This is a genomic window from Candidatus Burkholderia verschuerenii, from assembly GCF_001189365.1.
Taxonomy (GTDB): Bacteria; Pseudomonadota; Gammaproteobacteria; order Burkholderiales; family Burkholderiaceae; genus Caballeronia; species Caballeronia verschuerenii.
In genome coordinates this window covers 1-21829 of sequence record NZ_LFJJ01000082.1, presented here as the reverse complement: position 1 = coordinate 21829, position 21829 = coordinate 1, and the positions used below count along the sequence as shown (strand labels likewise).

Sequence of the window (21829 nt, the reverse complement as noted above, 5' to 3'; positions counted from 1 at the left end):
GGCATGCCTCGCCTCACATAACCTCAACTTCCCGAACCGCCCGGTGCGGACCCGCACGCCGGGTGGTGTGGCAGGGTGGTGTGGCAGGGGACCGGCCAGCTTGCTGGCCGCCCCTATGCCGATTATTACTCGGCGTCCGGCTGCGCGGCGGGCGCGGCCTTCGCGAACGCCTCGATTTGCGAAGCGTGATCCGCGATACGCACGATCGTCGGATACGGCGACAGATCGATATCGAAGCGCCGCGCGTTAAACACCTGCGGCACGATGCAGAGATCGGCGAGCGTCGGCGTATCGCCGAAAGTGAGCGCGCCGACGCGCTTGTCGCTCGCGAGCCGCTTCTCCAGCGACGTGAAGCCCGAATCGATCCAGTGCCGATACCACGCGTCCTTCACGTCGTCCGGCACCGTCACTTCGTGCTTCAGATACTTCAGCACGCGCAGGTTATCGACCGGATGAATCTCGCAGGCGATCTGCAGCGCGACCGAGCGCACGAACGCCCGATCCGCCGGATCGCGCGGCAGCAGCGCCGGCTCCGGATGCGTCTCCTCCAGATACTCGATGATCGCCAGCGACTGCGTGAGCACGTCGTCGCCATCGACCAGCGTCGGCACGATGCCGTCCGGATTCAACGCACGGTAATCGGACTTCAACTGCTCGCCGCCGCCGCGCACCAGATGAACGGGCGCGTAGTCGTAGTCGAGCCCTTTCAGGTTCAACGCGATCCGCACCCGATACGCCGCCGAGCTACGAAAATAGCTGTAGAGCTTCATGATCGCCGTGTCCGCGTCAGACCACGCGCACCGCGAATTCGCCGATGCCGTCCACGCCGCCCTTCATCAGATCGCCCTTCACGACCGCGCCGACGCCTTCCGGCGTGCCGGTGAAGATCAGATCGCCGGGGAACAGTTCGAACAGCGTCGACAAATAAGCGAGGCGATCGCCGCGAGGCAAGGAGCGCTCGCGGCGACGCGGGTTGCGGCTTTACGGCGTGACGGCTTTCCACGACGCGTTCGGATCGAACGATTTGATCTGCGACGCCACGGCCGACGATTTCGGGCCGAGGTTGCGCTCGTACAACTGTCCGTCCTGATTGATCATGAAGGACATCACGCCGGTCTGGCCGTACTGCGCGGGCCACGCGATCAGGCCGAAACCGTTCGCGAGGTAGTTCTTCGCGCCGTCTTTCGCGTACGATCCCTGCGCCGTCAGGATGCGATAGTGATAACCGTAGTAACCGCCCGATGCCGTCGCCTTGTTCGGCATCGCCGCCGCGAGCGGACCGAGCGGGCTGTCAGGCTCGCCGGGCGCGGTGTCCCAGTACAGGCCGTTATGCGTGCCCGGCGTGCTGACGAAGTGCTGGCCGTAATGGTTCATCAGCTTGCGATAGTCGTGCTGCGCGTCGACGTAGGCGAGGGCGACCTGCATCACCGAGCGCTCCGTTGCGGCCGATGCGCCGCGTCAGCACTTCGTCGCGCGCGGCGGGCATGTCGAAGCGCCAGCCCTGAGCGCTCTTGACGAGCGGGATCGGCAGCGTCCAGCCGCTGGTGCCGACTTCGACGTGCGCGCGCGGCTGGCCTTGGGCTGCCGTCGTATCTTCGACGACGCGATGCCCCTGCGCCCACGCGCCGAGGTACTGGTAAATATCCTGCTCGCCGATGCTGTCGCCCGGCACGTAACGCGCGTGGTCCTTGCCCAGCACTTTCGCGAGTGCGGTGGCATCGTTGCCGGCGATGGCGTCGGTCAGCGCCTGCGCGGCGGCATCGGGCGTGGGGTAAGCGGCCTGCGCGTGCGCAAGCGATGCCGTGAGCGACAGCGATGTCGCGGCGAGCGCGGCGATCGCCGCGCGCTTGAGTGTGGTGTTGGCTTGCGTATGAATCATCTTGGGCTCCTGGATCGGGCGTGTGCCATGTCGGTGGCGCTGAACGTTGGACGGGTTGTCATCGACTCATCGACGATGGAATCCGCCGCCGCCTCCGAAACCTCCGCCGCCACCGCCGCCGTGGAATCCGCCTCCGCCGCCTTCACGCTGAACGCCGCCTCCGTTCGCACCCATGCGATTGCCCTGCTGATTCTGGAACGATTGCCGGCTCGCCTGACCGCGCTGCGCATCCTGACGCGCGGCGTTGCCGTCGCCCGCGCCGCGCAAGGCGTTGTCGCGATTCACGTTCTGCGCGCGCTGATTCAGATTGCCGGTGGTGCGCGCATTCTCGCCGCCGCCCGAACGAATGTTCTGCGCACGCTGCGACGCCGTCTGATTCATGTTCTGGCCGGTGCGCTGCTGCAAGGTCTTCTGCGCGGCCTGCGCGCGCTGCTCGTCGCGACCACGGAACTGGTCGCGGTTCGCGCCACCCAGATTCTGGTTGTTGAAGTTGTTCTGCCGGTTGGCGAGATTGTTGTTGCTGTTCGCATTGAGCCGGTTGTTCACGTTGATGTTGTTGTACCGGTTCACGTTGACGTTCACGTCGCCGTGATTCCAGTCGCAGTTGCCCCACAACGAATTGGCGACCGCGATGCCCGCGCCGAACGCGAGACCGGTGGCGAAACCGGTCGCGATCGCATAGCCGGGCGGCGGCACGTAGACCGGCGGATACGCCGGATACGGCCACGCGCCGTACACGACCGTCGGGTTGTACGTCGGCACGTAGACGACTTGCGGATTGGCCGGCTCGATCTGAATGGTCGTCACGCTGGTGCTCGGCGCCTGCTGCACGACGACTTTCTGCTGCTCCGTCGTCTTCAGGTTGCCCGCGCTTTGCGCGGCGCGGCGCAGGCGCTGCACGGAGTCCATCACATCGCTCGGCTGTGCGACGAAAGCGTTGCCCAACTGCGTCATCCAGTCCGGTTTGGACGCCATCGTGGCGAGCGCCTGCGGAAACGCCACGAGCGACTGCACGCTCGGATCCCACGGCTGCGACTGCACGGCCTTCACGGCATCGTCGCCTTTCACGTTCGGATTCTGCTGCGCCCATTGCGCCGCCTGCTCGACTTCCTGCGGATAGGTCGATGCCATCAGCACCTGCGCGAGCAGCGCATCGGGATAGAGCGCGACGGGCGCGGTGAGCGAATCGAGTTGCTGGTTCGTGAGCTTCTGGCCGGCGGGCGCGCTGCCCTGGGTCTGCGCCTGCGCGAGCGGCGCGTGCAGCGTCACGAGCGGAAGCGCGGCGCACAAGGCGAGCAGGCGCACCGGGCGCAGGCCCGCCGACGGGGCGGAGTGAGTGTTTATTTTCAAGGTTGGATCCTCCTGTACCTCACGCTCAGAACAAGCGGACGAGCAGATACGCCGCGATCGGCGTGACCCGCGCGTCCCGAAATGAACGGAGAAAGCGACGTCGTTAAGCAAAACGAAACAAACCGGACTTCGCCGTCGATGCACACGCAAGCCCTACGTGAAACGTTTGCCCGCAAGCACGATACGGCTCGACGCGAATGCGCGGTCGAAGACAGTCCGGTAGTTAAATCAGGGTGCGGTCACGTTACGAGGTGAGCCGATCCCGAGTCAACGCCATCAACGCAATATCACGTTTCAACACGTCAGACAACGAGGGGAAGAGGGCGGGACGCGCTCGTCCTAAAAGCAGGAAGGACGAGGCCAAAGACAGACGCGGCCGGGAACGCTTGCCCGGCCGCGCGGAAAGAGCGGAGTAGCTTGTGCGGACGCAGCCTTATTGCTGCGGCTTGTTCGACAGCGCGAGACGCAGTAGATCGGCGACGGTGTTCACGGACAGCTTTTCCATGATGTTCGCGCGATGCGCTTCCACCGTCTTGATGCTGATGCCGAGATCGTCCGCGATCTGCTTGTTCAGCCGGCCCGCGATGATCCGCTCCAGCACCTGATGCTCGCGCGCCGTGAGCTTGCCGAGCCGTTCGGCGGCGGCGCGCTGCTGCTGCACGCTGGTGCTCTCGGTGCGTGCCTTGTCGAGCATGCGCTCGACGAGCTTGCGCAGTTCGGCTTCGTCGAAGGGCTTCTCGATGAAGTCCATCGCGCCTTTCTTCATCGTGGAAACGGCCATTGGCACGTCGCCGTGACCCGTCACGAAGATGATCGGCAGAAGCGAGTTCTCGGCGATCAGCTTTTCCTGCAATTCGAGACCCGTCATGCCGGCCATGCGCACGTCGAGAATCAGGCAGGCGATCGCGCCGGAATGCGCGATCGGCAGATAGACGTCGAGGAATGATTCCGCGCTGGAGAAACATTGCACGCGGTAGCCGTTCGCTTCGAGCAGCCAGCGCAAGGAATCGCGCACGGCTTCGTCGTCATCGACGACGAAAACGGTTTCCTGAGTGGTGACAGTGCTCATAGTTCTCCCGTTACTGTTTGTTGTCTCGTATGTTCGTCTTTTGCGTCAGAGCCGCCGTAATCGGATGAACCGTCCACTTCGCCGATCGGCAGGCTGCAGTGGAACGTCGCGCCGGTCACATGACCGTCCGCCTCGACGTTGTTGACCACCCAAAGCCGGCCGCGATGCGATTCGATGATCGAGCGGCAAATATTCAGCCCCATGCCCATTCCATCAGATTTCGTGCTGTAGAACGGTTCGAAAAGCCTCTCTGCCGTCGCTTCGTCCACGCCCGGTCCCTGATCGACCACGCTGATGCAGACGAAGCCGCCGTCCATGCGCTGCACGATGACGCGAATCACCGGATCGATGGCGTTCGGTTTCGCATCATGCATCGCTTCGGCGGCATTTTTCAACAGGTTGACCAATACCTGCTCGATCAAAACCGGATCGACGTAGATCACCGGCATGCGCGAACGGATTTCGGTGACGATGCGAATCTTGCGTTTGCGCGCCTCGATTTCGGCGAGACCGACCGCGTCCGCAACCATATCCGCAACGCGCGTGGCCTGACGCTTCGGCTCCGAACGCTTCACGAACTCGCGGATGCGCTTGATGATCATGCCCGCGCGCACGGCCTGCTGGGCGGTTTTTTCGAGCACCGGAAGCAGCGTTTCCTGCGTCATGCGGCCGGATTTCACCAGCGCGACGCAGCCGGAGCAGTAGTTGTTGATCGCGGCGAGCGGCTGATTCAGTTCGTGCGCGAGCGAGGAAGCCATTTCGCCCATCGTCATCAGACGGCTGGTGAACTGGAGCTTTTCCTCTTGTTGGTGCGCGAGTTCCTGCGCCTGCTTGCGCTGCGTGATGTCGGTCGCGATCTGCATCTGCGCGAGATGGCCGTCGACCCACTGAATGTACTGGCGGCGCACTTCGAACCACTTCTGAATGCCTTCGACGTAGACTTCCTGCGCATCCGCCGAGCCTTCTGTGAGCGCGGCGGCGGGCAGACCCGCGTAGGTATCGACCATGTCGATGGTGTCGGACGACGAACTCGGCACGCCGTTGTCGAAGCCCGCGCCCGCCAGTTGCAGATGCCCGTCCGGGCGAATGCCGAACAGATGGCGGTAATAGCGGTTGGCGAACAGCAGTTCGGCTTCGTCAGCGGCTAGCACGGAGACGGCCGCGTCGAGGCTTTCGAGCACCGTCGTGAAGCGTTCGTGGGCGGCGGCGAGTTCTTCGCGCGCGCGTTTCGGTTCGGTGATGTCCGTCATCGACGACATCCAGCCGGTCTGACGGCCCGAACTGTCGATCAGCGGCGAGACATACAAACGCGCGTGGAAGAACGAGCCGTCCTTACGACGCACGCGCAATTCGAAACCGGACGAGGGCGCCTTGCCGCGCAAGGTCATGTCCAGTTGACGCTGCATCTCGGGATACGCGTCGCGCGGCCAGTACGGGAACGGCGCGTTCTTGCTGACCAAATCGCTTTCGTCCCAGCCCGTCATGCGGCAGAACGCCGGATTCACGTGCGTGATGCGGCCGTGCATATCGAGCACGCGCATGCCGATCAGCACGGAGTTTTCCATCGCGCGGCGGAAAAAGGCTTCGGCGTAGAGTGCCTGTTGCGCCTCGAAGCGCTGGCGCGTGTGCTTCCACAGACTCCACAAACTCCACAGCACGAAGCACGACAGCCCGGCGACGAGCCACACCAGCGTGTTGTTGGTGAAGTTGGTCAGTTGCGGATACGAATACACGCGCACCGACAAACCCTGTCCCGGCGGATCGAGCGGCAGATCGTAGAACATGTCGCGCGGCAGACGCGGACGGCTCGACGTGGTCGCGAGTTCGCGGTTGTTCAGATCGGTGATCGAAATCTTGTACTTCGCCGACAGTTCGCTCGGAATGTCGTGCTTGAGGATGCCTTCGATCGAGAACACCGCCGCGATCGAGCCAAGGAAGTCGCGATCGCGGAAAACCGGCGTCTGCAACGTGATGTATCCGTTTCCGAGATCGTCGTAGAGCAGCGGCGAGTAGACTTGATGGCGCGTGCTGCGGGCTTCGTCGAAGGCGGCCTGCACGGCCTCGTCCATCTGCGTGTCGTTGGGTTTGGCGAGGCGGGAACCGAGTACGGGCAGCGGCGTGTTGGGCCAGCGCGGCTTGTGCTCGCTGGTGTACCAGTTCATGTAGAGGATCTCGGGATGCCCCTGCATGATGTCGGTCGACGACGTCTGGAACGTCTGCGGATCGCCGTGGCCGCTGGCGATATCGCGTGCGAGCGCCTGAATCTGCTCCTGCGCGCCGGTCATCGACAGGCGGATCTGCTGCTGCGCCCACGCGACGTTGCGATACAGCGTGTCTTCCTGCTGCTGCTCGCGCCGGTTGAGGCTCCAGAGAATCAGACTCATCACCACCAGAAAAACCAGGATGGAAATAAGCGGCGTGAGCAAATAAGAGTTCGACCACCACGGTCCGTGGTGCCAGCGGGAGGGCGACGCGTCGGTCGGCTTGCGCGCGACCCGTGCCGAGCGTTTGAGCCGGTCTGTCAACATGGGACCGATTGTAACGCAGCGTCGGATTGTTAATTGGCGTAAAAAGACGGTAAAGAACAGCGATTTGCAGCAAAAGGAGGAGATACGTCTGACCAACAACCCTATATCGGACGGTGCATTGCAGCATTTTTTATATTATGAGATTAACTCTCATGATTTGAAAAATTCCTTGCTTCAGCCTCAGGACCCTCTTTAGAATGCCGGCACGCAGCCCGTGTCCGCTTTCGTGCGAGCGTGCGCTGGCGGTTCCCAGAGTGTTCCTCACATCAGGAGACGAGCATGTCCGCTGTACCCGACGAAGTTCTCAAATATGTCGCCAATGCCAATGACGACGATCCTCAGGAAACCGCCGAGTGGCTCGACGCGCTCGACGGCGTGATCTCGGCGGTCGGCCCCGACCGCGCCCACTACCTGATCGAGAAGCAGATCGAATTCGCTCGCGTACACGGCGAGCACCTGCCGTTTTCGGCGAACACGCCGTACATCAACACCATTCCCGTCGCTGGTCAGGCCAAGATTCCGGGCGACCAGGACATCGAACACCGCATTCGCTCGTACACGCGCTGGAACGCCATCGCGATGGTGCTGCGCGCGGGCAAGGACACCAACGTCGGCGGCCACATCGCATCGTTCGCTTCCGCCGCGACGCTGTATGACGTCGGCTTCAACCACTTCTGGCACGCGCCGTCGAAAGAACACGGCGGCGATCTCGTGTTCGTGCAGGGCCATTCGTCGCCGGGTGTGTACTCGCGCGCGTTCCTGCTCGGCCGCCTGACCGAGAAGCAGCTCAACAACTTCCGCCAGGAAGTGGGCGGCGAGGGCATTTCGTCGTATCCGCATCCGTGGCTGATGCCGGACTTCTGGCAGTTCCCGACCGTGTCGATGGGTCTCGGCCCGATCATGGCGATCTATCAGGCGCGTTTCATGAAGTACATGGAAGCGCGCGGCATCTGCAAGACCGACGGCCGCAAGGTGTGGGCGTTCCTGGGCGACGGCGAAACGGACGAGCCGGAATCGCTCGGCGCGATCGGCATGGCCGGCCGCGAGCGTCTGGACAACCTCGTGTTCGTCATCAACTGCAATCTGCAGCGTCTCGACGGCCCGGTGCGCGGCAACGGCAAGATCATCCAGGAACTGGAAAGCGAATTCCGTGGCGCCGGCTGGAACGTCATCAAGGTCATCTGGGGCAGCCGCTGGGATGCGCTGTTCGCACGCGACAAGTCCGGCGCGCTGATGCGCCGCATGATGGACGTCGTCGACGGCGAGTACCAGACGTACAAGTCGGAGTCAGGCGCGTTCGTGCGCGAGCACTTCTTCAACACGCCGGAACTGAAGGCGCTGGTCGCCGACTGGTCCGATGAAGACATCTGGAACCTGAATCGCGGCGGCCACGATCCGCACAAGATCTACGCGGCGTTCTCGGCCGCGACGCAAACGAAGGTCCAGCCGACCGTCATCCTCGCCAAGACCATCAAGGGTTACGGCATGGGCGAGCACGGTCAGGCGATGAACATCACGCACCAGCAGAAGAAGCTGCCGATCGAAACGCTAAAGAAATTCCGCGACCAGTTCCGCCTGCCGATCACCGACGAGCAGATCGTCGACGTGCCGTACATCACTTTCGAGGAAGGCTCGAAGGAACTCGAGTACATGCGCTCGCGCCGTCAGGAACTCGGCGGCTATCTGCCCGCGCGCCGCCAAAAGGCGGAATCGCTGCCGGTGCCGGCGCTCGCCGCGTTCGAACCGCTGCTCAAGGGCACGGGCGAAGGCCGTGAAATCTCCACGACGATGGCGTTCGTGCGGATTCTGAACATCCTGTTGAAGGACAAGACGCTCGGCAAGCGCGTCGTGCCGATCGTGCCGGACGAGTCGCGTACCTTCGGTATGGAAGGCCTGTTCCGCCAGATCGGCATCTGGAATCAGGACGGCCAGAAGTACGTGCCGGAAGACTCCGACCAGCTCATGTTCTACAAGGAATCGGAGACGGGTCAGATTCTGCAGGAAGGCATCAACGAAGCCGGCGGCATGTGCGACTGGATCGCGGCCGCGACGTCGTACTCGACGCATGGCGAGACGATGATCCCGTTCTACATCTTCTATTCGATGTTCGGCTTCCAGCGTATCGGCGATCTGGCGTGGGCGGCGGGCGACATGCGCGCACGCGGCTTCCTGCTGGGCGGCACCGCCGGCCGCACGACGCTGAACGGCGAAGGCCTGCAGCACGAAGACGGCCACTCGCTCTTGTGGGCGGCGTCGGTTCCGAACTGCGTGAGCTACGACCCGACCTTCGGCTACGAACTCGCCGTCATCATGCAGGACGGTCTGCGCCGCATGGTGCAGGAGCAGGAAGACGTGTACTACTACATCACCGTGATGAACGAGAACTACGAGCATCCGGCGATCCCCGAAGGCGATGTGGTCGCAAGCGACATCATCAAGGGCATGTACTCGTTCAAGCGTGCGGATGCATCGGGCAAGGGTCCGCGCGTTCAGCTGATGGGCGCGAGCACGATCTTCAACGAAGTCATCGCCGCCGCCGATCTGCTCAAGAACGACTGGGGCGTCACGGCCGATCTGTGGAGCGTGCCGAGCTTCACTGAACTCGCCCGCGAAGGTCAGGCGTGCGAGCGCTGGAACCTGCTGCATCCGGCCGACGACCGTCGCGTGCCGCACGTCACCAAGCTGCTGAAGGACGCGCAAGGCCCGGTGATCGCATCGACCGATTACATCCACGCGCTCGTGGACCAGATTCGCGCGTACGTTCCGAACAAGTTCGTGGTACTCGGCACCGACGGCTTCGGCCGCTCGGATACGCGTGAAGCGTTGCGCCACTTCTTCGAAGTCGACCGCTACTGGGTCACGCTGGCTGCGCTGAACGCGCTGGCCGACGAAGGCACGATCGAGCGCAAGGTCGTCGGCGAGGCGATCAAGAAGTACAACCTCGACCCGTCCAAACCCAACCCGATGACCGTCTAAAGGCATCGCCCCCGTGTGTTGTGACGCGCCTCTTTCCGAAGCGGAGAGAGGCCGCGTGCAACCCAGGAGACACTAATAATGAGTCAAGCGATCGAAGTCAAAGTGCCGGACATCGGCGATTTCAAGGACATCCCCGTGATCGAGGTTCTGGTCAAGGTGGGTGACACGGTGGAACCCGAGCAGTCGCTCGTCACGCTCGAGTCCGACAAGGCGACGATGGACGTGCCGAGTTCGGCGGCAGGCGTCGTCAAGGAAGTGAAGGTCAAGGTGGGCGACAACGTGTCGGAAGGCGCGCTGATCGTCATTCTGGAAGGCGCCGAAAGCGGTGGCGCGAAGAAGGAAGAAACCAAGCAGGAAGCGGCTGCCGCGCCTGCTCCGGCACCCGCGCCCGCTGCAGCTAGCGGTGGCGGCACGACCGAAGTGAAGGTGCCGGATATCGGCGACTTCAAGGACATTCCCGTCATCGAAATTTCGGTGAAGGTCGGCGACAAGGTCGAGAAGGAACAGTCGCTCGTCACGCTCGAATCCGACAAGGCGACGATGGATGTGCCGTCGCCCGCAGCGGGCACGGTCAAGGAACTGAAGGTCAAGGTCGGCGACAACGTCTCCGAAGGCTCGCTGATCCTCGTGCTCGAAGGCGGTGGCGGCGCGGCGGCAGTGCCTGCGCCCGCACCGGCTCCCGCGCCCGCCAAGGCTGCCGCGCCGTCGGATGCGCCGGCCAAGGCCGCGCCCGCGAAGGAAGCGCCGTCCGCACTCGCCCAAGCGCCCGCGATGCCCGCAGGCGACGGCTCGCGCACGTCGAGCCACGCATCGCCGTCGGTGCGCAAGTTCGCGCGCGAACTCGGCGTCGATGTGTCGCGTGTGCAGGGAACGGGTCCGAAGGGCCGCATCACGCAGGAAAACATCACCGCGTTCGTGAAGGGCGTGATGACCGGTCAGGGCGCGAAGCCCGCGGCCGCGCCTGCGGGTGCCGGTGGCGGCGAACTCGGCCTGCTGCCGTGGCCGAAGATCGACTTCACCAAGTTCGGTCCGGTCGAGCCGAAGCCGCTGTCGCGCATCAAGAAGATTTCGGGTGCGAATCTGCATCGCAACTGGGTGATAATCCCGCACGTCACGAACAACGACGAAGCGGACATCACCGAGCTCGAAGAGCTTCGCGTCAAGCTGAACAAGGAAAACGAGAAGGCGGGCGTCAAGTTCACGATGCTGGCGTTCGTGATCAAGGCCGTGGTCTCGGCGCTGAAGAAGTTCCCGGACTTCAATGCGAGCCTCGATGGCGACAACCTCGTCTTCAAGCAGTACTACCACATCGGTTTCGCGGCCGATACGCCGAACGGCCTGGTCGTTCCGGTGATCCGCGATGCCGACAAGAAGGGCCTCATCGATATCGCCAAGGAAATGGCCGACCTGTCGAAGCTGGCGCGCGAAGGAAAGCTGAAGCCCGACCAGATGCAGGGCGGCTGCTTCTCGATTTCGTCGCTGGGCGGCATCGGCGGCACGCATTTCACGCCGATCATCAACGCGCCCGAAGTCGCGATTCTCGGTCTGTCGCGCGGCTATCAGAAGCCCGTGTGGGACGGCAAGCAGTTCGTGCCGCGCCTCACGCTGCCGATGTCGCTGTCGTACAACCATCGCGTCATCGACGGTGCGGCGGCGGCGCGCTTCAACGCGTATCTGTCGGCGATTCTCGGCGATTTCCGTCGCGTCATTCTGTGATCGTTTGATCGTGGCGCGCGCGTCGTTTTTTCGAACGATGCGCGCGCTCGCGGCCGACGGCGGAACCGGATGCGTCCGGTTCCTATCGCTCTTCTTCTAGGGGACAACATGAGTCTCGTCGAACTAAAAGTACCCGACATCGGCGACTTCTCCGATGTCGATGTCATCGAAGTCCATATCAAGGCCGGTGACGCCATCGAAAAGGAACAGGGCGTCATCACGCTCGAAACCGACAAGGCGACGATGGAAGTGCCTGCCGACGCGGCAGGCACGATCAAGGAAGTGAAGGTCAAGCAGGGCGACAAGGTTTCGCAAGGCTCGGTCATCGCGATGATCGAGACCGAAGGCGCGGCTGCTTCCGCGCCCGCACCGGCACCCGCTGCTGCTGCACCGGCTCCGGCTGCATCGGGTGCCGTGCAGGACGTGAAGGTGCCGGATATCGGCGACTTCAAGGACATTCCGGTCATCGAAGTGCATGTGAAGCCGGGCGACAAGGTCGAGAAGGAACAGTCGCTCGTCACGCTCGAATCCGACAAGGCGACGATGGACGTGCCGTCGCCGGCGGCGGGCGTCGTCAAGGAACTGAAGGTCAAGATCGGCGACAACGTGTCGGAAGGCACGCTGATTCTGACGCTCGAAGGCGGCGTGGCGGCGGCATCGCCCGCACCGCAGAAAGCGGCTCCGGCTCCCGCAGCGGCGGCAGCAGCGCCGATGCCCGCGCCGAAGGCAGGCAGCTATTCGGGTTCGGCCGATGTCGAATGCGACATGCTCGTGCTCGGCGCAGGCCCCGGCGGTTATTCGGCGGCGTTCCGCGTGGCCGACCTCGGCATGAAGACCGTGCTCGTCGAACGTTATTCGACGCTCGGCGGCGTGTGTCTGAACGTCGGCTGCATTCCGTCGAAGGCGTTATTGCACACGGCGCTCGTCATCGACGAAGCGGCGGCGCTGGCCTCGCACGGCATCAGCTTCGGCGAACCGAAGGTCGATCTCAACAAGCTGCGCGGCTTCAAGGAAGGCGTCGTCAAGAAGCTGACCGGCGGTCTCGCGGGCATGGCGAAGGCGCGCAAGGTCACGGTCGTGACGGGCGTGGGCAACTTCGTCGATCCGAACCATATGGAAGTGCAGGGTCCGGACGGCAAGAAGGTGGTGAAGTTCAAGCAGGCGATCATCGCGGCGGGTTCGCAGTCGGTGAAGCTGCCGTTCTTCCCGGACGATCCCCGCGTGGTCGATTCGACCGGCGCGCTGGAACTGCGTCAGATTCCGAAGCAAATGCTCGTGGTGGGCGGCGGCATCATCGGCCTGGAAATGGCGACGGTGTATTCGACGCTCGGCGCGGAAATCGACGTCGTCGAAATGCTCGATGGCCTGATGCAGGGCGCGGACCGCGATCTGGTGAAGGTCTGGGAGAAGTTCAACGCCAAGCGCTTCAAGAACGTGATGCTCAAGACCAAGACGACCAAGGCGGAAGCCAAGGAAGATGGCATCTACGTCACGTTCGAAGGCGAGAAGGCGCCGGCCGAACCGCAGCGTTACGACCTCGTGCTGCTGGCTGTCGGCCGCAGTCCGAACGGCGGCAAGATCGGCGCGGACAAGGCGGGCGTGGCGGTGACGGATCGCGGCTTCATCAACGTCGACAAGCAGATGCGCACCAATGTGCCGCATATCTTCGCGATCGGCGATCTGGTCGGCCAGCCGATGCTCGCGCACAAGGCCGTGCACGAAGGCCATGTCGCGGCGGAAGCGGCGCACGGCGAGAAGGCGTACTTCGACGCGATGCAGATTCCGTCGGTGGCTTACACCGATCCGGAAGTGGCGTGGGCGGGCAAAATGGAAGACCAGTGCAAGGCTGAAGGCATCAAGTACGGCAAGGCGGTGTTCCCGTGGGCCGCATCGGGCCGCGCGATCGCCAACGGTCGCGACGAAGGCTTCACCAAGCTGATTTTCGATGAGACGACGCATCGCGTGATCGGCGGCGGTATCGTCGGTCTGAACGCGGGCGATCTGATCAGCGAAGTGTGCCTCGCGGTCGAAATGGGCGCGGACGCGACGGATATCGGCAAGACGATCCATCCGCATCCGACGCTCGGCGAATCGGTCGGCATGGCAGCGGAACTGTACGAAGGCGTGTGTACGGATTTGCCGCCGCAGAAGAAGAAGTAATCGGGCGCGTTGTCGGCTCGATGACGAAAGGGCACGCAAGAGATTGCGTGCCCTTTTTGTATCGGCTCGGCCGATTGGCGAGCCGTTCTAGTTGTAGACGACAGAGTAGGTGACGTAGCTTTCGATGCTTCCTTGGCTCGGTCGGTCCGTGGCGAAGTAGTAGCGAACGACGTAAGGCAAGCTTGCCGATCCGTCGACGAAGGTTCCGCCCTTCGAATTTTGCGCGCCTTCGCCTTGGCTCATGTCGATCACGCTCCCATCCGCGTTCAGCAATTGGAGTTCGAGGCCGGTAGCGGTTCCGTTGTTCTTCAGGCGGCCGTTTTCCGTAATCGTGTCGGTGGAATTCCAGTACACGCTGACCTTTGTGTTGGTCTGTGCGCAGTTCCTCACCGCGACCGTGAACGGCGTGTCTCCAGCCGTGGAGCCCGCCGTCATGGTATTGATGGAGAACGTCGGCAGTGTGACGTAGCTTTCGCCGCCTTCGACGACGCATGTGCTGCCGAGTGCCTTTCCGGTGAAATGAATCGTGCCGTCGAATGGCATGGTGGCGTTGGCCGTCATGCTCGCCAGGCTGATCAAGGCTGCAAAACCAGCACGCTTGAGGGCTCTCATTTTTATAGTATTCCTGCTTAAATTGACTTATCGTGTGCGAAACCTGCCTGCACGCTGTATTCGATTACGACTGGACGGAAGACGACGCCTCATGATCCGGCAGTCATGCTCAAACCACGCGCAGTATATGAAATGTTGGTGAAAGGTTCTTTGGTGAAAGTCTTAATGTAAAGACCGGCGCGAACGGCAGGAGAGGCGGGCGTGTGAAGTTCGGAATGAGGATCCGGACATCGATGCAAAGCGGCGCCAAATAAAAAACCCGGCACTAGGCCGGGTTTTTCGTCATTCAGAGCGTGTGCAGCCAGCCGGGGCGAACCCGGCCGCAAACTTACGCCGTAGCCTTCTTGGCCGTGCGCGTAGCTTGTTCCGTCGCTTGAGCGGCGGCCTTCGTCGCAGCCGTGGCGGCAGCGTTGAAGTTGCTTTCGGCGATTTCGACGGCTTGCTTCGTTGCCTTGTGAACCGTTTCGTACGTCGTGTTGGCGGCGGTGATGGCCGACTTCATGACGGCGACAGCGGTTTCCGAACCGGCCGGTGCGTTCTTCGCGACGTTGTCGACGAGCGTTTGCGCCTTGCGGTTCTGCTCTTCGTACTGAGCTTCGGCGACGCGGGCGAATTCGGCTTGCGTGGCCGATGCGATTTCATACAGGTGACGGCCGTACGATAGCACCTTCTCAGCGACCGGCTGCGAGAGGCTGGCTTGCAGTGCGAGCAGTTCCTGAGCATCCTTCACCGACAGGGCGCGCTGGGTGTTTTCCTGGCTTTCCGCGAGCGTCGACTTGACGACTTGCAGATTCAGTTCGACCAGCTTTTCCATGCCTTCGAACGCCTTGTTCGTGAGGCCGAACAGCGTGTCGAAGTTGGCTTTCTGTGCGGCTGCGATTTGCTCGGGGGTCAACAGGGTCATCTCAGGCTCCTGATAGCCGACCCATCAATGCGGGTCGTGGTTTGGTAGATGCGGGGCCAAGGTTTGCCGCCGCCAGGTGCGAACGCGTTTGGTGCGTCGCAACATGAAAGCCATTTTAGAGAGATTCCGATGGATGTCAAGCGCTTTTTGTGCGACGCACAAAAGTACGAAAATGCTTTTTAAACAAAACCTTACTGGTATACCAAAAAGACTTCAGAAGGATCCGGGCAAACCCTGTGCACCAAACTGGAGCGAGCGTTCGCGCCCCGTGCGGACATCGTCGGAAAGGGCATGGAAACACGTCCCGATGAAAGTTTGATGTTACTCAAGATCGACGCGAGTCTTAAAGCCGCGTCGCGTCCATAAGAATTTAATGCGCCTCATCTTATTTTTAGGACAGCGCCGTACACCAAATTGTGGCAAAACCGTTAACATTCATTCCGGCTGCCCGCTACGACGTTCCTGCCGCACCGCGACACATTCCGTCGTTTCATGAAGCAGCCAGCAACCTTCCGCCCGTCGTTTGTTTCCGGTTCGATCGTTCCCCGGTTTAAAAATCAGGCTCAAGTTGCAGAAAATATTGCCGATAGCACGCTCAAGGCCATTGCCCGGGCGCGATAGCGGCAGCTTTTATTCTGCGCGCAGGATCATTTTTTCCGATCAATGCGCGCCCCGGACCGGCAACCGCCTGTCGACGCTTACAACTCGGTTTAACGAGCATCGATAAGTACTTAATATTGCTTAAATTTCGTAGCTTCACTACACTTGGCGGAACCTTCCAGCCGCCCAAATAGAACACTAATGAAAACCGAAATGTTTTCGTCGTTGAAGGTGGTGCATGGCGTGGCAGTGCGCTCGGCGCTGTCGATTGCCGTCTCCATCGTAGTAGCGACGTCCTTCGCAGCGGCTCCGGCTGAAGCCCTCGCGAAGTCCGCCACCACAACCAAGTCCGTCAAGAAGTCGTCGAAGTCATCCGCGAAAGCCGAGAAGCCCGCTCGTGTCGCCAAGACTTCGCTGAAGTCGCCCAAACCCGTGAAGGCCGCCAAGGTCGCCGCCGATGACGACGACGCACCGCGTTCGCGCAAGCATCGCGCGAGCTATCGGATGGACGGTCACGGCCGCCGCGCCGCCGTGCATTCCGTGGCGTACCAGCCGCGCGCGACGTCGGTCGGTCAGGCGTTCGGCCTGCACGAAACGCCCGACAGCCTCGCGCTGCGTTCGAGCGTCGCGTACGTGGTCGACCAGAACACGTCGGAAATGCTGTTCGACAAGAACTCGCGCGCCGTCGTGCCGATCGCGTCCATCACCAAGCTGATGACGGCAATGGTCACGCTCGACGCCCATCTGCCGCTCACCGACGAAATGACGGTGACGGACGAAGATCGCGATTACGAGAAGTTCACTGGCTCGCGTCTCGCGGTCGGCTCGGTGCTCGATCGCGAGGACATGCTGCATATCGCGTTGATGGCGTCGGAAAATCGCGCGGCTGCCGCTTTGTCGCGTTATTACCCGGGCGGCCGTCCGGCATTCATCGCCGCGATGAATGCCAAGGCGAAGTCGCTCGGAATGACCGACACGCATTTCGAGAACTCGACCGGTCTCACGAGCCTGAACGTGTCCAGCGCACGAGATCTCGTGAAGATGGTGAACGCAGCGTATCAATATCCGCTGATCCGCAAATTCTCGACCGATCGCAGCTATGACGTGAACACGGGCAAGCGCAATCTCGCCTACAACAGCACGAACGCGCTGATCCGCAATGCATCGTGGGATATCGGTCTGCAGAAGACCGGCTTTATCAACGAAGCGGGCGAGTGTCTCGTGATGCAGGCGACGGTCAATGGCCGTCCGGTCATCATGGTGTTGCTGGATTCCTACGGCAAGTACTCGCGTTTCGCCGATGCCGGCCGTCTGCGTTCGTTCCTCGATACGCTCGGCGAGCCGCACATCATCAGCGCGGACATGGGTTCCAACGCCAATCCCTGAGCGGTCGTTTAGCTCGACAAAAAGCCGGATGCGTCGTGAGACACATCCGGCTTTTTCTTGGCCGTGCCGCTGATTTCAGCGATGCGCGTGCTGCGGCTGATGTCCGTCGCCGTTGGCCTGCTAGGGGTGATAACCAAGCGACATCGAGATTTCCAGCGCGGTATGGCTCAGTTGCTTGAGCCATGCATCCTGAAGGCGATCGGCGGGCGCCGACAGCGACAGTCCCGCGACGAGCCGCCCGGTATCGTCGTAAATGCCCGCGGCGATGCAGCGCACGCCGAGTTCGAGCTCTTCGTTATCGCGCGCGCACGATTGCTGGCGCACGAAGGACAACTCGCGCTCGAGCTTGCTCAGATCGGTGATGCTGTTCTGCGTATGCCCGGACAAACCGGTACGCGTGGCATAGGCGCGCACGCGCGAGGCTTCGTCGGCGGCGAGAAAGAGCTTGCCGACCGACGTCAGATGCAAGGGCGCGCGTCCGCCGATGGCCCGCACGACCTGCATGCCCGAACGTTCCGAATACGCGCGCTCGATATACACGATCTCGTCGCCCTGACGCACCGAGAGATTGACCGTCTGTCCCGTCTGCCGATGCAGTTCGCGCATCGGCGGCATCGCGGCTTCGCGCACGGACAGTCGCGCTTTCACGAGATTGCCGAGTTCGAGCAGGCGCATGCCGAGCCGGTACGTGCCGGGGTCGGAGCGATCCACCAGACGGCACAGCACCATGTCGTTCAGGATGCGGTGCGCCGTCGACGGATGCAGGTCCGTGCTCTGCGAGAGTTCCTTGAGACTGACGGGATCGGTGTGATCGGCGAGGGCGTCGAGAAGACGCATCATGCGCTCGATCACCTGAATGGAGGTTTTGGATTCCGGGTTCGTATCGCTCATCGTGAAAAATCGGTTGATGCGTCAAACTGCGGAATCCGCATTGTATCTCATAATGTGAAAAAAATTAAAGACGATGCTGCACTGCCCGCAGGATCGACGTCGGGCGGCGCTTTTCGCGGATAATCGGCCTGCGTTCACATCATTTTCAAAAAACAGGAAACGCCCCCATGCGAGTCGGTTTGTTCGTCACCTGCCTGGTCGATCTGATGCGGCCCGAGATCGGATTCTCGGTCATCAAGCTGATCGAGCGCGCGGGCTTCGAAGTCGTCGTGCCTCCGGCGCAGACGTGTTGCGGCCAGCCGGCCTACAACTTCGGCGATCGCCCGCTGGCGCGCGATCTCGCGGAAAAAACGCTGCGCGAATTCGAGCAGTTCGATTATGTCGTCGTGCCGTCCGGTTCGTGCGGCGGCATGATCCGCGCGCATTACGGCGATCTGTTCCGCGACGATCCCGAATTGATGCGCCGTTACGCGCGCCTTCAGCCGCGCGTGTTCGAACTGACGGATTTTCTGGTCAATGTCGCGAAGGCGCGCATGGAGCCGGGCGTGTTCGAGGGCAGCGTGACGTATCACGATTCATGCTCGGGACTGCGCGAACTCGGCGTGAAGACGCAGCCGCGCGAACTGCTCAGGCAAGCGGGCGTGGCCGTGACCGAGATGAGCGGCTGCGAGCATTGCTGCGGCTTCGGCGGCACATTCGCGGTGAAATACGGCGATATCTCGACGGCCATCGTCGACGAGAAATGCGCCAACATCAAGGCGAGCGGCGCGGATACGGTCGTGCTCGGCGACCTCGGCTGCATCCTGAATATCGAAGGACGCCTGCGCCGCACCGGCGACACGACCACGCGCGTGCTGCATATCGCGCTAGTGCTCGCTGGCGATGCGCTGCGCGTTATAACGGGGACCGCCATGCAAGTCCAGACGATGCACTTCAAGGCGCGCGCCGGCAGCAAGCTCGCGGACGAACGCCTGCAGCAGAATCTCACGAAGCTCTCGACCAAGTTCGTCAGCGCGCGCGCCACCGCCGTGCGCGATATCGATTTCGAAGCGACGCGCGATGCGCTCAAGGAACGTCGCAATCGCGCGCTCGAGAATCTCGACGTGTGGCTCGAAACCTTCGAACGCGAGGCGACGCGTCGCGGCGCGACCGTGCTCTACGCGGAATCGACGCAGGACGCGGCCAGGCTCGTTGCCGATATCGCGCGCAAGCACGAGGTCAGGAAGGTCATCAAGACCAAGTCGATGGTGTCGGAGGAGATGCAGTTGAACCGCGTGCTCGGCGAAATGGGCGTGCAGTCCATCGAGACCGATCTCGGCGAATATATCTTGCAGATCAACGATAACGAGCCGCCGAGCCATATCATCGCGCCGGTCGTGCACAAGGATAAGGAGCAGATCGCTGATCTGTTCGCGAAGACGCACGGCAAGCCGCGTCTAACCGATATCCCCGAGATGACGAAGGAAGCGCGCGAAGTGCTGCGTCCGCATTTCATGTCGGCCGATATGGGCGTGACGGGCGGCAACTTTCTGGTCGCGGAGACGGGCTCGGTTGCCGTCGTGACGAACGAAGGCAATGAAGGCATGTGTACCGTGATGCCGCGCGTGCATGTGGCGGTGACGGGTATCGAAAAGATTCTGCCGACGCTCGAAGATTTCGCGACCGCGATGCGCCTGCTGCCGCGCTCGGCTACGGGACAGACCATCTCCAACTATTTTTCGCTGCTGACCGGCCCGCGCGCGGCGGGCGAGCAAGACGGTCCCGAGCATATGTACTTCGTGCTCGTCGATGGCGGGCGCACCGGGCTGATCGGCGGCGAGTTTCAGGAGATGTTGCGCTGCATCCGCTGCGGCGCGTGCATGAACCATTGCCCGGTGTATCAGAAGATCGGCGGTCATGCGTATGTATGGGTCTATCCCGGACCGATGGGCTCGGTGTTGACGCCGTCGTATGTAGGCATCGACCGCGCGCTGGATCTGCCGCAGGCCGCGACGCTATGCGGCGAATGCAACAGCGTCTGTCCGGTTGGAATTCCGCTGTCCGATCTGCTGCGCAAACTGCGCGAGAAGCAGATGGAGCGGCATTTGCGGCCGTGGCGCGAACGCGCGGCGCTCGCGGCGTGGGGTTATCTGGCGATGCGGCCCACGGCCTATGCGTTGTTCACGAAATTCGTGGTGCGCGTGCTCGAGCGTCTGGGCGGCAATCGCAAGACGATTTCCCGATTGCCGATTGGCGCAGGCTGGACCGGCACGCGCGATATGCCCGCGCCGGTCGGGCGCACGTTCCGGGAGTTATACAAGGCGCAGGGTACGCATCTCGGCTGAAAGACGAGACACCAACGACAAAGGCGACGGTTTCCCGTCGCTTTTGTCGTTTATCAGCTCAGTTTCCGACCGGGCCTTCGTGCCAGCGAGCCGGATTGCCGCCACCGCCACGATTGCCACCTGCATTGGATGGAGGCGGCGCGGCGGGACGTCCCGGCGGCACGCCACCGACCGCGCGAGGCAATTGCCCGCCGCCGGCCTGCGGAGGCGGGCCACCTGGCGGCGGACCACCCGCGTTCGGCGGACGACCGCCACCGCCGCCCGGTCCGCGATCCGGCGGTGGCCGATGCCATCCGCCCGGCGGATAGCCACCCTGCGGATACGGGCGACGCCAGCCCGGACCATCGTCCCAATAACGCGGACCCGGACCGTAGTAATAGCCACCGTTCACGACGACGCTCGGCTGCACGACCGGGCCGCCGCCGTAGTAGCCGTAGCCCGGATCGTCATAGACGCTCGGATAGCCGCCACCATAGCCGGGGCCGTCGGGATAAGCCGCGCATCCGCCCAGCAGGGCGACGGAACATGCGACGAGAAGACCACTTACCGCGAATTTCATATCGATTGAAAAATGCTCGATTGTTATTGTGTGAGACCGCGCGCAACCGGCTTTGTCCCCGACAAGTTTGTAAGCCTTTATGACGGCGGCAAGACAAGCTTTCCGTGGTTTCCGTCATTCATCATTTCAGGCCGGCAACTTGCTTGTTGTTCGTTGCGCAACGCTGTGTTGCTTTTCAGTGGCTTTTTAAGATTCCGGCGATTGCGTACCATTCAAAGCGTCCGCCAATGTATCTGTTTTCTTTGTGAGGCGGCATTCCAAACCGAAGGCAGTCCCATGAAACACGCCATCTCAACTTACTGGCCCGTCGCGATTCTGCTGCCGATCATGCTGGCGTTCTATCTGCACACCAGCGAAGTCCGCACCGAAGCGGCTCGCCGGCAAGCGTCGGACGTCGCTAGCGTCAGCGCCGAACTGGCCCGCGCGATCTCGCTCGGCCTCGTCGAGGATCACGGCGCGACGCCCGCTGCCGTGACGGGGCGCAAGAGCCTCTGACGCGTCGTCACGCATGCGGTCGCGCGTCACGTAACGCCGCGCCGCCAGTCACGCCAAAAAAATGGCGCCCATGTGAGGGCGCCATTTTCATTTGCAGCGAAGACTAATCAAACGCGTTACTTCGTCTGGCCTGCAAAATTGAATTTGCCGGAATGGACCCGACGACGCAGTCTGGTGCAGACGTAAACGCACATCTCAGCCAGGTCTGCAGCGCACGAGTAGAGGTTGAGGCATGACGTTGAGCTGAAAACGCGCCCACGCGAGCAGCAAAAAGAATATAGGGCCAAGGCCCAGACGAACGATCGCGCGCAGCAGCCAGCGCAGGTTGTAGCCGGCCGCACACAGCACCGCATGCAGCGCGTCGCCGGTTTGCCCCTTGA

General features: G+C 62.2%; 16 protein-coding genes and 3 pseudogenes. 7 read left to right on the top strand and 12 right to left on the bottom strand.

What is annotated here, in order from left to right; all coding sequences use genetic code 11:
• Nucleotides 1–125 precede the first annotated feature (125 nt).
• From maiA to fixL, 7 genes and pseudogenes are all read right to left on the bottom strand, one after another.
• A complete protein-coding gene (maiA, locus tag BVER_RS15335) occupies nt 126–770 on the bottom strand; it encodes a maleylacetoacetate isomerase (protein WP_050454051.1) in 645 nt (214 codons plus the stop codon).
• A gap of 16 nt (nt 771–786) precedes the next feature.
• Nucleotides 787–939, bottom strand: a pseudogene (locus BVER_RS30195) (fumarylacetoacetate hydrolase family protein); the annotation flags it as partial.
• Between the two features lie 42 nt (nt 940–981).
• The gene (locus BVER_RS35620; RefSeq protein ID WP_332309113.1) at nt 982–1425 is read right to left on the bottom strand and encodes a DUF2950 family protein; all 444 of its coding nucleotides are present in this window, start codon (nt 1423–1425) and stop codon (nt 982–984) included.
• On the bottom strand, nt 1328–1879 hold the full coding sequence (locus BVER_RS35615; RefSeq protein ID WP_332309112.1) for a DUF2950 family protein: 552 nt from the start codon (nt 1877–1879) through the stop codon (nt 1328–1330). Before BVER_RS35615 ends, BVER_RS35620 begins: the two co-directional genes overlap by 98 nt.
• A 66-nt stretch (nt 1880–1945) precedes the next feature.
• Nucleotides 1946–3193, bottom strand: coding sequence for a DUF3300 domain-containing protein (locus tag BVER_RS15325; protein ID WP_050454054.1), 1248 nt, complete (start codon nt 3191–3193; stop codon nt 1946–1948).
• Between the two features lie 469 nt (nt 3194–3662).
• Nucleotides 3663–4298, bottom strand: a complete 636-nt coding sequence (fixJ, locus tag BVER_RS15320) for an oxygen response regulator transcription factor FixJ (protein WP_050454050.1) — start codon at nt 4296–4298, stop codon at nt 3663–3665.
• Nucleotides 4295–6826, bottom strand: coding sequence for an oxygen sensor histidine kinase FixL (fixL, locus tag BVER_RS15315; protein WP_050454049.1), 2532 nt, complete (start codon nt 6824–6826; stop codon nt 4295–4297). Before fixL ends, fixJ begins: the two co-directional genes overlap by 4 nt.
• A 279-nt stretch (nt 6827–7105) precedes the next feature.
• On the opposite strand from fixL, the gene aceE reads away from it, so the two are divergent.
• From aceE to lpdA, 3 genes are all read left to right on the top strand, one after another.
• Nucleotides 7106–9802 (top strand): pyruvate dehydrogenase (acetyl-transferring), homodimeric type, encoded by a 2697-nt coding sequence (gene aceE, locus BVER_RS15310; protein WP_050454048.1) that lies wholly within the window; start codon nt 7106–7108, stop codon nt 9800–9802.
• A 78-nt stretch (nt 9803–9880) separates the two neighbouring features.
• The gene (aceF, locus tag BVER_RS15305) at nt 9881–11518 is read left to right on the top strand and encodes a dihydrolipoyllysine-residue acetyltransferase (protein WP_050454047.1); all 1638 of its coding nucleotides are present in this window, start codon (nt 9881–9883) and stop codon (nt 11516–11518) included.
• A 108-nt stretch (nt 11519–11626) separates the two neighbouring features.
• Entirely contained in the window at nt 11627–13678 is a 2052-nt protein-coding gene (gene lpdA / locus BVER_RS15300; protein ID WP_083452204.1) for a dihydrolipoyl dehydrogenase, read from the top strand.
• Between the two features lie 87 nt (nt 13679–13765).
• Here the strand turns inward: lpdA and BVER_RS15295 are convergent, their stop codons facing one another.
• Nucleotides 13766–14290, bottom strand: a complete 525-nt coding sequence (locus BVER_RS15295) for a fimbrial protein (RefSeq protein ID WP_083452203.1) — start codon at nt 14288–14290, stop codon at nt 13766–13768.
• A gap of 328 nt (nt 14291–14618) precedes the next feature.
• Nucleotides 14619–15194, bottom strand: a complete 576-nt coding sequence (locus tag BVER_RS15290) for a phasin family protein (RefSeq protein WP_050454045.1) — start codon at nt 15192–15194, stop codon at nt 14619–14621.
• Between the two features lie 801 nt (nt 15195–15995).
• Between BVER_RS15290 and pbpG the strand changes: the two genes are divergently transcribed.
• Nucleotides 15996–17180: a D-alanyl-D-alanine endopeptidase gene (pbpG, locus tag BVER_RS15285; protein WP_050454044.1), complete on the top strand. Its 1185-nt coding sequence runs from the start codon at nt 15996–15998 to the stop codon at nt 17178–17180.
• A gap of 120 nt (nt 17181–17300) precedes the next feature.
• Here the strand turns inward: pbpG and BVER_RS15280 are convergent, their stop codons facing one another.
• Entirely contained in the window at nt 17301–18071 is a 771-nt protein-coding gene (locus BVER_RS15280) for an IclR family transcriptional regulator (protein ID WP_050454043.1), read from the bottom strand.
• 167 nt (nt 18072–18238) lie between these two features.
• On the opposite strand from BVER_RS15280, the pseudogene BVER_RS32575 reads away from it, so the two are divergent.
• A pseudogene (locus tag BVER_RS32575) lies at nt 18239–18955 on the top strand ((Fe-S)-binding protein); the annotation flags it as partial.
• A gap of 27 nt (nt 18956–18982) precedes the next feature.
• Nucleotides 18983–20395: a lactate utilization protein B gene (locus BVER_RS15275; protein ID WP_050454052.1), complete on the top strand. Its 1413-nt coding sequence runs from the start codon at nt 18983–18985 to the stop codon at nt 20393–20395.
• 58 nt (nt 20396–20453) lie between these two features.
• On the opposite strand, the gene BVER_RS15270 is transcribed toward BVER_RS15275, so the two are convergent.
• Complete coding sequence (locus BVER_RS15270; protein WP_050454042.1) at nt 20454–20954, bottom strand: hypothetical protein; 501 nt, start codon at nt 20952–20954, stop codon at nt 20454–20456.
• 276 nt (nt 20955–21230) lie between these two features.
• Here BVER_RS15270 and BVER_RS15265 point away from each other — a divergent pair, with 276 nt between their 5' ends.
• Nucleotides 21231–21449 carry a hypothetical protein gene (locus BVER_RS15265; protein WP_050454041.1) on the top strand — a complete coding sequence of 73 codons (219 nt, stop codon included), beginning with the start codon at nt 21231–21233 and terminating at the stop codon, nt 21447–21449.
• A gap of 195 nt (nt 21450–21644) precedes the next feature.
• Here the strand turns inward: BVER_RS15265 and BVER_RS15260 are convergent.
• Nucleotides 21645–21829: pseudogene (locus BVER_RS15260) on the bottom strand (IS5/IS1182 family transposase); the annotation flags it as partial.

What these genes read in the sequence shown, in the direction of transcription:
- maiA (WP_050454051.1), bottom strand. Translation starts at nt 770, where the DNA reads ATGAAGCTCTACAGCTATTTTCGTAGCTCGGCGGCGTATCGGGTGCGG.
- BVER_RS35620 (WP_332309113.1), bottom strand. Translation starts at nt 1,425, where the DNA reads ATGCAGGTCGCCCTCGCCTACGTCGACGCGCAGCACGACTATCGCAAG.
- BVER_RS35615 (WP_332309112.1), bottom strand. Translation starts at nt 1,879, where the DNA reads ATGATTCATACGCAAGCCAACACCACACTCAAGCGCGCGGCGATCGCC.
- fixJ (WP_050454050.1), bottom strand. Translation starts at nt 4,298, where the DNA reads ATGAGCACTGTCACCACTCAGGAAACCGTTTTCGTCGTCGATGACGAC.
- fixL (WP_050454049.1), bottom strand. Translation starts at nt 6,826, where the DNA reads ATGTTGACAGACCGGCTCAAACGCTCGGCACGGGTCGCGCGCAAGCCG.
- aceE (WP_050454048.1), top strand. Translation starts at nt 7,106, where the DNA reads ATGTCCGCTGTACCCGACGAAGTTCTCAAATATGTCGCCAATGCCAAT.
- aceF (WP_050454047.1), top strand. Translation starts at nt 9,881, where the DNA reads ATGAGTCAAGCGATCGAAGTCAAAGTGCCGGACATCGGCGATTTCAAG.
- lpdA (WP_083452204.1), top strand. Translation starts at nt 11,627, where the DNA reads ATGAGTCTCGTCGAACTAAAAGTACCCGACATCGGCGACTTCTCCGAT.
- BVER_RS15295 (WP_083452203.1), bottom strand. Translation starts at nt 14,290, where the DNA reads ATGAGAGCCCTCAAGCGTGCTGGTTTTGCAGCCTTGATCAGCCTGGCG.
- BVER_RS15290 (WP_050454045.1), bottom strand. Translation starts at nt 15,194, where the DNA reads ATGACCCTGTTGACCCCCGAGCAAATCGCAGCCGCACAGAAAGCCAAC.
- pbpG (WP_050454044.1), top strand. Translation starts at nt 15,996, where the DNA reads ATGAAAACCGAAATGTTTTCGTCGTTGAAGGTGGTGCATGGCGTGGCA.
- BVER_RS15280 (WP_050454043.1), bottom strand. Translation starts at nt 18,071, where the DNA reads ATGAGCGATACGAACCCGGAATCCAAAACCTCCATTCAGGTGATCGAG.
- BVER_RS15275 (WP_050454052.1), top strand. Translation starts at nt 18,983, where the DNA reads ATGCAAGTCCAGACGATGCACTTCAAGGCGCGCGCCGGCAGCAAGCTC.
- BVER_RS15270 (WP_050454042.1), bottom strand. Translation starts at nt 20,954, where the DNA reads ATGAAATTCGCGGTAAGTGGTCTTCTCGTCGCATGTTCCGTCGCCCTG.
- BVER_RS15265 (WP_050454041.1), top strand. Translation starts at nt 21,231, where the DNA reads ATGAAACACGCCATCTCAACTTACTGGCCCGTCGCGATTCTGCTGCCG.